This window comes from Flavobacterium hydrocarbonoxydans (assembly GCF_009789235.1).
Lineage (GTDB): Bacteria > Bacteroidota > Bacteroidia > Flavobacteriales > Flavobacteriaceae > Flavobacterium > Flavobacterium hydrocarbonoxydans.
Genome location: NZ_WSTB01000019.1, coordinates 36,656 through 48,747, shown reverse-complemented (window position 1 = coordinate 48,747; position 12,092 = coordinate 36,656). Strand labels below are relative to the sequence as shown.

Sequence of the window (12,092 nt, the reverse complement as noted above, 5' to 3'; positions counted from 1 at the left end):
CTTGACATCAGGAACGTCAAATTTGACGTCGGCGACGTCAAATTTGACGCTAAACTCATTTAATTACAGTTTAAAGCATAAAAAAACCTTCCGAGATTAATCCCGAAAGGTTTGATTTAAATATATAAACACCTAATTGTGTTTCGTTATTATTTTTTAGAAAAAAGATTCTCTACCACCCAGGCTGGTCCAATCATCAGGAATTGTAAATCTTTTAAAAACGAAGGCTTCTTCCCTTCAATATTATGTCCGTAGAATTGACCTATCCAGGCTATTACAAAAACACCTATAGAGAAGAGCCACAAAGGGACCAACTGACCAATATAATAATTCGCCACCAGACAAATCGCTGATAATATGGCGATTTTAAATGCCATAGCAACAGACAATCTGATATAAAATACCAATACAAAAAGCAGTACAACAAAAGCCCAGTTCTCGATTATGGGTGCCTGCAACTGTAAAGTATCTGCAATAATTGCGCTCGGAATACTCATTAGTAATCCTACAACCGAAAAATAAATAGCCGGAACACATATATAATGTATCACCTTATTCTTTGGGTTTTGATGGCTAACCGCATATTCTTCAAACCATTGTTCTAATGTTTTCATGCTATTTTTATTTTGTTTTTAAAAAATAATATCCTTATTTACTAAATTATTTATCATCATATCTCCAATGCTGATTTCTAAAGTCTGCCCCTACCTTAATTTCGATATTTGACATATTTTCATCCTTATCTACATCACAATATAACGTATAAAGCGTCTTTACACCATATTCATTCTTTGCTCTATAGATGGTCTCGGTAGCAAACGTACCCTTTTTATCTACATCCAATAGAAAGCTCTCTTCCATTATTAAGCTCGAAGGATCTCCTAAATTTTGCTTCAGATATCTCTCTACAAAATAAAAACCGAGGCTGCTATAAGGATACTTCTCTAAAAACAGTGCTCTCTTTCGGTCTAATTCACGGGTTGCAGCAAGAGTTGGTTTTAGATAATCCTCCGGTAATTTACCTTTTTTAAAGTCATAAAAATTAAGCGTATTAATTTCTTTAAAATCATAAACCTTATAATTATCACTAAAATAAGCATTCAAATTAAAGCTGCTGTTGTCTAAATCGTCCTTATCGCCAACCACAATGTTAAGTGAATTATCATTAGATCTATAAAAAATTTCTTTTACCTTATAATTAGGGTCTTTTTTTATTTGGCTAATAAGCGTATCTACTGAAATTTTATTTTCTACTACCGTCTTTTTCTCATCATCTGTAGGTGTCGATGATTTAGGACTAAAAAATACGATCAAAGCAATAACAATTATTATTGGAAGGCATCCAAATTTTATGACTTTAAGATTTATTCTTTTTCTTCTTTCTAATTCTGATGGTGTTAGCACTTTATATAGTTTTTGATTATTAGTATTCCAAATATAACAAAATAGCTTTTCTATAAATACTTCTTAAAAAATAAATTCAACGAATATATTTTCTTTCGTATTACATAACAAAGCCCATAGTTACCTATGAGCCTGTTTTCTTTTTAAATAAAAATAAATAATGTTGTTATGCTTTACTATTTTCTTCTGTAAGCTTATTATACAAAAAGAAAGGATTGCTATTGAATGCACTCATCATCGATTTTAGTTGCTCCAGTAAAGACTCGATACGATCTTGCGAAGCTTGGCTAAGTCCCGAAAAATTTCGGCTATGGCGCAACGATAAGGTATATTGAAGCAGGCTGTAGCAAGTGCTAAACTGCCCACAAACTATAATGGCTTTCCTTACATTTTTATCGCATTCGGTTTCTTCCTTTGCTGTAAACCATAATGTTGTATCGGCATTAAAAGCAATATCGGCCAGATTACTCATAGTAGCAGAATGTTTGCAGTACTCTTTTACTTCCTTTTGAAATTCTTTCTTTCGTAAATCATACAGCGTTTTATCTTCGCCTTCCTGATTATCAAACTGAGGCATTCTTCTGTTTTTATCATTAATCTTAGAAAGTCTGTAAATCGTATTATCAAGACGGCGGTATTTATAAGCCGTATTCGAAAACAGCCTGTCATAAATCAGTCTTCGTACTTGTTTTAAAAATACGTCGCTCACCATTTTTTCGGTCGATTTTACTCTTGTATAAACCATCTGCATTAAATCCTGCAGCTTGATGATTTCTAGATACGGAATGAGTTTATCGGCAATTCTGTCGTATATCGTATCTTCCTTAAAATAATTTTTATAAATATCATCCAGGGATTCCATTTTTAAAACCTGTCCGAGTTCAGGCTCTACAATATCTTTGTATTTTTTATTGATGAGCAAAGCCAAACCAAAGAGCAGCAACGACACTATCGCCAGAAGTACAGAAGAAAACGTAAGCTCTTCGATAAACAATAAATACAAAGAAACAGCTGTAAGAACAGCTCCCACAACCACTGCAATTGTGACCCCTTTTGTAACTTTTGCTGCAAAAGATTTTATCTGACTCCAATATACTTTAGGCGTTTTCTGATTCCATTTGTTTTCCTCTGCCACCGGTTCTTTAAAGGCGTCCATAAAAAAACTGGTAACATCACTTACCATCATTAAATCAAATCGATTATGAAGCCCTTTATATCCTTTAGGTCTATTTCTATCATTAGCGTGCAACATACTCAGCAATCCCTGATTGTCGCAAATTCCTCCATCCATAAGGCCAAACTCGCTTATATCTTCCAGATTCTGTTTTGTGGTTACTTTCTTCGCCTGACTACTATTTTCTACTACATCTTCCTCTCCTTTAATTAGCTTAAATTGCATTGCTTTTTTAAGTTCCTCAATTGTTGGTCCCTGCTTATACGAAAAATCCCTTGGATACATTATAGGCTCAAACCCCAACGGAAAACAGGAAGATGAGGCTATTATATCCCCCAGGCGCAGCCTTTTTAAGGTTTTCATAGATTCCAGCTTGTCATCCCAGTTCATTATTATATTACTACTCCCAAACTGACCGCCTTTTTTATCTGCCCAATCTTTATTAGCTCCCTGAAAACGAAAGGAAAGTCCCGAATAAAACTCTGAAGCATTGAAACAGAATTCGTCCAGATGGGTAGGCTGAGAAGCCGCATCAAATCCCATAATAAAACCAAGATTTTTTTGCTCCGGTTCTAAAAAATCCAGTAGTGAATGATGATAAACTTTAGAAAAAGCATTTATAGGATTACGCGCTTTTGATTTATCTTCCCAATAAGTATTGTCTGCCAGTAGGTTCAAGGCATCCTGCAGTAATTTTTCTCCGGTAAGTTTCGTATTTAAATGTTTGAAAAATTCATTAAAGGAAAGTCCTTTTCGAATGGCAGCTGCATAAACCAATAAGGTTATTGAGCCACCGGATGCTGAGGAAATGAATTTTACTTTATGTAAAAGACTTGTCTCTTGGTTATGCTGATCTTTTACTTTTAAAGCATCAAAAACACTTAGAGTACCCAGGCCATAAGATGCAGCGCGGAATCCTCCTCCTGAAAGCGCAAACCCAATAGATTCGAATGGGTTTTCAGGATACACATATTTAGCACCATAGCCAAATACAATTTCTTTAGTAGTAGGTTGTTCCATTATAAAAAGTGGGGCTTTAAATTATAGATTTGAAATACAAATTTGCAAAACAGCCTCAGAAACAATCCGTTATTGTATCTTCTTTATCCAAAGAAACTGCAGCACCTACAAAATTAATTATTTGTTGATTGTAATTAACGGGTAAAAACACCCTTTTTTGAAAAGATTATTCGGAAGAAAATAAAGCTCAATCTATTGGAAATTCTCAAAAATGTTTTCCATAAAAAAACCTTCCGGAATGGCTCCCGAAAGGTTTTAATCTACAATCTAAACCAACATAGTAAAGAAGCACCGGAGTGCGTCTCTATTATTTCCAGCCACCGCCTAAGTCTTTATAAACACTGACAGAGGCATTCAATTGTTCTTTTTTGGTTTCGATCAGCTCCAGTTTCGATTCTAAAGCATCACGCTGTGTCATCAGCACCTCGAAATAATCTACTCTGGCCGACTTAAACAAGTCATTCGACACATCAATCGACCGGCTTAGTGCAGCCACTTGCTGTGATTTTAAATCATAACTTTTTTCTAAATTATTAATTTTAGAAAGATGATTCGAAACTTCTAAATAAGCATTTAGAATCGTACGGTCATAATTATACAAAGCCTGAAGCTGTCTTGCATTGGCACTACTGAACTCGGCTTTAATCGCGTTTCTGTTAATTAAAGGTGCTGCTAAATCACCTGCCACCGAATAAAGCAAGGAGTAGGGAAGCGTAAACAAATACGACGGATTAAAAGCATTTACTCCTACTGAAGCGGTAATATCCAATGAAGGATAAAACTCGGCACGGGCTACTTTTACATCCAGTTTGGAAGCCGAAAGTTCGAACTCAGCCTGTTTTATATCAGGGCGATTGGCCAATAACTGAGATGGAATCCCGGAATTAACCGCCGATGGTAATAAACTTAGGAAGTTGCTTTTATCTCTCTTAATTTCCTGTGGATATTGCCCAACCAGAAAGTTGATTTTGTTCTCTGTCTCTTTTATTTGCTGCAGAATATCAAACTCTTTTCCTTTTGAAGCCAATACTTCGGCCTGAAATTTCTGAACGGCTAACTCGGTGGCACGAGCAGCTTCTTTCTGGACTTTTACAATTTCTAGTGCATTAGACTGTAATTCGATATTTTGTTTTACAATTTCCAACTGGCTATCTAAAGCCAATAGTTCATAATACGAATTGGCAATCTCGGCAATCAGGCTTGTTACAACGAAGTTTTTTCCTTCAACCGTTGCCAAATAGCGGTTTACAACAGCTTTTTTAGAATTGCGTAATTTTTTCCAGATATCCACTTCCCAATTGGCGTAAGCACCAATTACAAAATCACCCAGCGGATCCGGCGTTTCTATACCCGGTTTGATTTCCGTAGTAGCATCACCGGCACCCTGACTGGTATATCTTCCTACCTTTTCTACACCTGAACCGGCTCTTAAACCAATTGATGGCAGTAAAGCTCCTTTTCTTACGCGGATATCATTTTTGGCTATTTCAATTTCCTGCAGCGTAATCATCAGCTCCTGATTGTTTTGTAAAGCGGTATCGATCAGGCTGACCAAATTTGGATCTTTGAAAAAACTCTTCCAGGGAACGATTGCCGTATTGGTCGTGTCTTTACTATTTGCAAAAGATTCAGGAAGAGGTTTTGCCACAACTGCTGTATCTGCTGCGGGAGCTTTGCAACTCGCTACTGCTATACAGACACTCGCCGCAATTACATATCGGTATGATTTTATTTTATACATGATTATTATCAATTTCTTCAGTTAACGGATTTTCTTCTTCTTTTTTTACCAATTTGTATTTCTCAGCTATTCTACCGAAGATGTAATACAATCCCGGAATTATAAATACCCCACAGATAGTTCCGATAAGCATTCCTCCTGCCGCAGCTGTACCAATAGTTCTATTACCAATTTTTCCTGGTCCGGTAGCAAATGCAAGCGGAAGCAATCCTGCAATAAAAGCAAATGATGTCATCAGGATTGGTCGGAATCTGGCTTTAGAACCTTCCATCGCAGCTTCTAATACTGATTTTCCAGCAGCATGTCTTTGGATGGCAAACTCTACAATCAGTACGGCATTTTTACCCAGTAAACCGATTAGCATTACCATAGCAACCTGCGCATAAATGTTATTTTCTAATCCTGTTAATTTCAATAAAAGGAAAGCTCCAAAAATACCTGCCGGCAACGAAAGAATTACAGACAATGGCAGAATAAAACTCTCGTATTGAGCTGCTAAAACCAAGTAAACAAATCCTAAACAAATCAGGAATACCCAAATGGCCTGATTACCCTGTGCTACCTCATCAGCAGAAATACCTGCCCAGTCAATATCATATCCTCTTGGTAGTTTTTTGGCCGCTACTTCCTGAATTACTTTAATCGCTGTACCAGAACTATAGCCCGGAGCAGCTCCACCACTAATTTCTGTAGAAGTGTACATGTTGTGTCTTGTAATTTCCGAAAGCCCATATACTTTTTCTAATTTCATAAAAGCAGAAAAAGGCACCATTTCATCACGATTATTTTTCACATACAGCTTCAGAATATCATCTGGCTGTGCGCGATATTCCGGCGAGGCCTGAACAATTACTTTATAATTGATTCCGTATTTAATGAAACTGATTTCGTAATTACTCCCCACAAGAGTTGATAACGTATTCATGGCATTTTCGATAGAAACTCCTTTTTGTTGTGCCAAATCATTATCGACCTTCATCATATATTGAGGAAAACTGGCACTGAAGAAACTAAATACATTCGATAATTCCGGGCGTTTGTTGAGCTCTTCTACAAAATCTTTATTGGCGGCTTCTAATTTTTTGAAATCACCTGAACCCGTTTTATCCAGCAAACGAAGTTCGAATCCTCCTGCTGCTCCATATCCCGGTACTGCAGGCGGCTGGAAAAACTCGATATTAGCACCTGGAATATCTTTCGATTTTTCTTCTAGTTCTGTCATAATTTCCTGAACAGATTGCTTACGATCGTTCCAGTCTTCCAGGTTAATTAAACAAGTTCCTGAATTTGCTCCGGTCCCTTCAGTCAAAATTTCATAACCTGCTAATGAAGAAACAGATTTTACTCCTTCAACAGTTTCGGCAATTTTCTGTAATTTCTCAGCAATATTATTCGTTCTTTCTAATGAAGATCCCGGAGGCGTCTGAATAATGGCATAAAACATTCCCTGATCCTCATTCGGGATAAATCCGGAAGGAACTGTACTGCTAACCAACCAAGTCCCGGCACAAAATCCAACAAGCGCCACAATCGTAACCGCTCTTCTGTTGATTATTTTTCCTAATACATTTTGATATTTGCCCTGAGCAAGATTAAACTTTTCATTAAATCCATCTACAAATCTATTTATAGGGGTTTTCTTTTTAGGAGCACTATGATTGTTTTTCAGCATCATCGCACAAAGTGCCGGTGTCAGTGTCAAGGCCACAACCCCCGAAAGAATAATAGCCGTTGCCATAGTAATCGAAAACTGTCTGTAAAAAACACCTACTGGACCGGACATAAAGGCAACCGGAATAAATACAGCAGCCATCAGGAAGGTAATCGCGATAATGGCTCCAGCAATTTCGTGCATGGCTTTTTTAGTTGCCTTAAGGGGTGAAAGGTGTTCTTCCTCCATCTTGGCGTGAACCGCTTCGATCACTACAATCGCATCATCGACGACGACACCAATCGCCAAAACCAAGGCAAATAAAGTAATTAAGTTCAATGAGATATCAAAGAAGGTCATGAAGGCAAAAGTTCCAACTAATGAAACGGGAACCGCAATTGCCGGAATAACCGTAGAACGCCAGTCTCCTAAGAAAAGAAATACGACCAATCCTACCAGAATAAAAGCTTCGATCAAGGTGTGAATTACTTTTTCGATAGAGGCATCTAAAAATTTAGAAACGTCATACGAAATTTCATAATCCATTCCTTTTGGGAATTTAGTTTTAATTTTTTCCAACTTGGCTTTTACGTCTTCAATAACCTGATTGGCATTACTCCCAAAAGATTGTTTCAATACGATTGCTGCCGATGGTCTGCCATTCAGATTCGAATAAATATCATACATCGAACTGCCAAATTCTACTTTGGCAATATCTTTCAAACGCAGCAATTCTCCGTTACTATTCGATCTTACTACAATATTTCCATACTGTTCTTTGGTTGTAAAACGTCCGGAATATTTTAGTACATATTCAAATGCCTGCGAGCGTTTACCGGAACTTTCACCTGTTTTACCGGGCGATGCTTCCAGACTCTGACTTGATAAGGCTTCCATAACCTCATCTGCTGATATTTTATACGCCAGCATACGATCTGGTTTTAACCAAATACGCATCGCATATTCACGTGTGCCGAGAATATCTCCGGAACCCACACCGTTTACCCTTTTTAATTCGGATAAAACATTAATATCGGCATAGTTGTACAAGAACTTCATGTCGGTATCTTTATCCGTACTGTAAAGATTCACATACATCAACATACTCGGAACCTCGCGGGTAATCTTTACTCCCTCCCTTACTACCAAAGGCGGTAATTTATTGGTAACCGAAGCCACACGGTTCTGAACATTAATGGCTGCCTGATTAGGATCTGTGCCCAGATTAAAAACGACCTGAATACTTGCTTCCCCATCATTTCCTGCATCCGAAGTCATATATTTCATTCCCGGAACTCCATTTAAAGCTCTTTCTAAAGGAATAATAACCGATTTGATCATCAACTCACCATTCGATCCAGGATAATCTACCGTAATATTTACCATGGGTGGAGAAATGGATGGAAACTGGGTAATAGGTAAATTTAGTACCGACAATACCCCTAAAAAGACAATTACCAGCGATATTACTATCGACAGTACGGGTCTTTGTATAAATTTATTAAACATTTGTATCTTTTTTTTAAATGATTAAACCAAAGCTAGAAGTTGTAATTGTTTCAGGTTTCAAGTTTCAGGTTCAGTGCAAAACTTGAAACCTGAAACTTGAAACAACAAAAAACAAAACCTTTATTCCGCTTTTAATCGTAAATTGTTGATTACCTTTTGAGGAGCGATGTAAGCGAAGTGAATCTTGTCGTCTTCTTTTACTTTTTGAACTCCTTCCAATAAAATTTTATCATTCTCAGCAAGTCCGCTGCTTACTACATACAAATCAGGAATTTCGCCAGTAATATGAATCTCTTTCGAATTTACTTTATTGTTTTTATCTACTACAAAAACATATTTCTTATCCTGAATTTCATACGTGGCTTTTTGCGGAATCACAATAGCATTTTTCAACGGAACCAACATTTGTACCTGACCAGTCTCGCCGTTTCTTAACAATTTACCTGTATTAGGAAATCTTGCTCTAAAAGCGATATTACCGGTTTCGTTATTAAATTCACTTTCGATAACCTCTACGTTTCCTTTGTATTTAAAGGTGTCACCATTGGCTAAAACCAGGTTTACTTTACTTTCAGCACGGTCTTTTACATCCGTTTGATATTGTAGATACTCCGGCTCCGAAACATTGAAGTAAGCAAACATCTGACTGTTATCTGAAAGACTTGTCAATAACTCACCTTCGTCAATAAGACTTCCTAGTTTCAAAGGAATTCTATCTATCGTTCCGTCAAACGGTGCTCTGATTTCGGTAAAGGATAAATGTAGTTTTGCCAGTGCTACTTCGGCTTTAGCTGCCTGAAGTTTAGCCTGGGCTACAGCCTGCTCGTTTTTAGAAACAATATTTTTATCTGCTAATGTTTTGGCATTTAATAACTCTATTTCTGCCGATTTTTGTTCTGCCTGAGCTTTCAGTAATTCAGCTTCATACATTTTCGGCATGATTCTGAACAATATCTGACCTGCTTTTACAAACTGGCCTTCATCAACATAAATGTTTTGCAGAAATCCTTTTTCCTGAGCGCGGATTTCGATGTTTCGTACAGACTTAATCTGCGAAACATATTCTTTGGTAAACGAAGTATCAATCTTTACAGGATTGGTTACTGTAAATTTTTCTTCTTCTTCTTTTTCTTCTTTCTTAGTTGTACAACTGGTTAGGTACAATAAGGCACAAAGGCCTGTTAACACGACGATTCTTTTCATGGTATAAATATGGAAATTAAGCGATTGAATGCTTGGAATGAATATTCCTTTAGACAGTAAAAATCATCAGTTGCCAGGCGGAAACCTTACAGAATTATAGCATAATAAAAACCTACTATACATCACAACAAGGCATGAAAAATCATACCTCAGACAACTGATGTCAGGTTTTTATCAAATTCTTAAAACGCGTTGCGTAATATAAATAGTAGAAGAGTTGCTGCAAAAGCGCGGTAAAAACGTAAAGCGCCTGCAATTAGAATTTACAATAGCAAATGAATTCAGTGGTGAGTACCAACTGTTTTGCAGGTTGTATGTACGGGCAGGGTATTTGCCTGATCCGCCTTCTTTTAAGTTATCACCACTATGAAATTCTTCGTCAATATCAATATCAGCCTCCTCTATTAAGCTGCTGCCCTGATCCTGATTCGTAAATTTTATTCGGTGGTGTTTTTCGAGATGATGAGAAGTAGGTTTGTTTTTAAAATGTGTATCGGCACTAATGTATTGGCCTCCGCCAAACAGAAGCATACTCAGGTACACGAAAAACACAATTACTTTTCTCATTTGGAAGCCAAAAGTAATGAAAGATTGAAATAAAAAAAACTTTTTTTACAGGCTTAAACCAATAAAAACCCACGAAAACGTTTTCATTTGATTTCCAATTCTTTATTAAAACAAATTATACTTTTATTAGTACAAATAAGACGACTTTTACTTTTCTAACACACTTCTTTATGATAGTTATGAAGCTGTTTTATTGCTTTTGAAATCAGAAAAAACCGCTAAAGAAAACCTTTATTCTTCAAAAACTTTCTCTCCGTTATTAGCTGAACTAGTTTCTCTGTATATTTCCTCTTTCAGAATCTCTCCTAAGGCGCGTCCTTTAATCAGCCACGCTATTCCAAAAACAAAAAGTGACAAAGCTTCGAATACCAAAGTAGAATAGGTAAATAATTGGAATGGAATGATAATCATGAATACTAATATAGCAGAGCCACAAAACACATAAATATTGTTCTCATCGATGACACTCTTCGGAATATGGGTTTCGTTCTTTTGTCCTATCGTAAAAACATTAATGGCCAATAAAGCCAATATCAAAAACAATACTCCTGCAAAGCCATAATGTAACCAGCCAAGCCACTTCAAATCATAAGGAATTAAAGTGTAGATTTTATCGAATGAACAATGGGGATCTGTAGGTACAAAAGCAACACCAAGCGCCATAACACCTGCTATATTGGTGAGCAGCTTATCGTTTTTCCAGAAAGAAACATTAATATGTCCTTTATAACTAATTAAAAACAAACCCACTGCACTTAGTGTTCCTGTAAAAATATCTCTCAAATTACTGTAATAGTAATGACTTATTGATATTTGAAGGGGCGTATCAAAAAACTTTATATAAGAGAAACCCACCAGTATAAGAGGCAGACTTATAGCCAGATAACCAATAGCGCGCCTAATAGTCCTGAAAGTAGAAACATCATAGTTTTCGGGTTCCGGTGTTTGGTTGTTTTTTTTCATAGTAGGTTGTCGTTTTGGTTTTGAAAACTTCTTACTTTAAACTTATCTGTAAAGTAAATATGATTTTCGCACCATAAATATACAACCAAAAAGGGAAGTTTAATCTTAGTTTTCGGCTAACTTTTTTCTTTCACTCCAATAATCAGCAACCACAAACAGATTCCGATTTCGCCTAAAGCTGAAGGCAGACTAATGAAAGAGGATATTCCAAGTGCTGAATAATTTTCGATTAGAATATTTCCTGCAAAATCGATTAGATACCCCATACAACCCAGCATCAATAATATTCCAAAAACCTTAGGCAGAAACCCTGATTTATAAACCAGATATCCAAACGGGAATAACCATAGTCCCCAAAATACCGAAGCAAGCAGAAGACCGCTGCTATACTGATCCAGGTAAAATAAAACCTGTGCTTCCAGCTGTTCCGGCGAAAAACCACTAAGATATGCAGGCGTATTGACCAGCGAAAGAACCGTAAACTGGTTCTGCATATTCAGAAACGAAACCGGAACACTTACTACTGCCAAAAGAACCATCAGCCGGGCATAATTTTCGTTTACAGACTGCAGCAATTTGTATAAAACAACCGGCAGAAAAACAAATGTAATGTAGCAGAGTAAGCTAGTAAATATTCCAAGGCGAAAAAGCCATTCAGAAGAAGCAATATTATGAAATGTTGCAGCTGCACTTTTATCATCAATAAGTTTTGACGGAACAAACAATAAGCTGAACATTCCTGTTAGTACCACTATCAGGTAAAGGAATCCTGCTATTCTTGCGGTTTTGTTTTTGGAGTAATTTTGTATCATGGTCTTTTAATGTCTTTGGTTTTCAGTAAGACGTAACTCAGTCTATTT

Annotated in this window: 9 protein-coding genes; all 9 read right to left on the bottom strand. The window is 36.7% G+C overall.

From position 1 onward, the window contains the following. Positions 1–149: 149 nt before the first annotated feature. Positions 150–614 (bottom strand): Mpo1 family 2-hydroxy fatty acid dioxygenase, encoded by a 465-nt coding sequence (locus GON26_RS20860; RefSeq protein WP_160376708.1) that lies wholly within the window; start codon positions 612–614, stop codon positions 150–152. A gap of 46 nt (positions 615–660) precedes the next feature. Further along, the gene (locus GON26_RS20855; RefSeq protein ID WP_160376707.1) at positions 661–1,404 is read right to left on the bottom strand and encodes a hypothetical protein; all 744 of its coding nucleotides are present in this window, start codon (positions 1,402–1,404) and stop codon (positions 661–663) included. Between the two features lie 166 nt (positions 1,405–1,570). Next, on the bottom strand, positions 1,571–3,598 hold the full coding sequence (locus GON26_RS20850) for a patatin-like phospholipase family protein (protein ID WP_160376706.1): 2,028 nt from the start codon (positions 3,596–3,598) through the stop codon (positions 1,571–1,573). A 307-nt stretch (positions 3,599–3,905) separates the two neighbouring features. Continuing rightward, positions 3,906–5,339: a TolC family protein gene (locus GON26_RS20845; RefSeq protein ID WP_160376705.1), complete on the bottom strand. Its 1,434-nt coding sequence runs from the start codon at positions 5,337–5,339 to the stop codon at positions 3,906–3,908. Next, a complete protein-coding gene (locus GON26_RS20840) occupies positions 5,332–8,499 on the bottom strand; it encodes an efflux RND transporter permease subunit (protein ID WP_160376704.1) in 3,168 nt (1,055 codons plus the stop codon). Before GON26_RS20840 ends, GON26_RS20845 begins: the two co-directional genes overlap by 8 nt. Before the next feature lie 120 nt (positions 8,500–8,619). Next, entirely contained in the window at positions 8,620–9,702 is a 1,083-nt protein-coding gene (locus GON26_RS20835) for an efflux RND transporter periplasmic adaptor subunit (protein ID WP_160376703.1), read from the bottom strand. 174 nt (positions 9,703–9,876) lie between these two features. Beyond that, a complete protein-coding gene (locus GON26_RS20830; RefSeq protein ID WP_160376702.1) occupies positions 9,877–10,269 on the bottom strand; it encodes a hypothetical protein in 393 nt (130 codons plus the stop codon). Between the two features lie 231 nt (positions 10,270–10,500). Beyond that, positions 10,501–11,232 carry a hypothetical protein gene (locus GON26_RS20825; RefSeq protein ID WP_160376701.1) on the bottom strand — a complete coding sequence of 244 codons (732 nt, stop codon included), beginning with the start codon at positions 11,230–11,232 and terminating at the stop codon, positions 10,501–10,503. A gap of 116 nt (positions 11,233–11,348) precedes the next feature. Beyond that, positions 11,349–12,044 carry a DUF4386 domain-containing protein gene (locus GON26_RS20820; RefSeq protein WP_160376700.1) on the bottom strand — a complete coding sequence of 232 codons (696 nt, stop codon included), beginning with the start codon at positions 12,042–12,044 and terminating at the stop codon, positions 11,349–11,351. Positions 12,045–12,092 lie beyond the last annotated feature (48 nt).

Coding starts and splice junctions, on each gene's coding strand:
- GON26_RS20845 (WP_160376705.1), bottom strand. CDS start 5,339: ATGTATAAAATAAAATCATACCGATATGTAATTGCGGCGAGTGTCTGT.
- GON26_RS20825 (WP_160376701.1), bottom strand. CDS start 11,232: ATGAAAAAAAACAACCAAACACCGGAACCCGAAAACTATGATGTTTCT.
- GON26_RS20860 (WP_160376708.1), bottom strand. CDS start 614: ATGAAAACATTAGAACAATGGTTTGAAGAATATGCGGTTAGCCATCAA.
- GON26_RS20830 (WP_160376702.1), bottom strand. CDS start 10,269: ATGAGAAAAGTAATTGTGTTTTTCGTGTACCTGAGTATGCTTCTGTTT.
- GON26_RS20840 (WP_160376704.1), bottom strand. CDS start 8,499: ATGTTTAATAAATTTATACAAAGACCCGTACTGTCGATAGTAATATCG.
- GON26_RS20835 (WP_160376703.1), bottom strand. CDS start 9,702: ATGAAAAGAATCGTCGTGTTAACAGGCCTTTGTGCCTTATTGTACCTA.
- GON26_RS20820 (WP_160376700.1), bottom strand. CDS start 12,044: ATGATACAAAATTACTCCAAAAACAAAACCGCAAGAATAGCAGGATTC.
- GON26_RS20850 (WP_160376706.1), bottom strand. CDS start 3,598: ATGGAACAACCTACTACTAAAGAAATTGTATTTGGCTATGGTGCTAAA.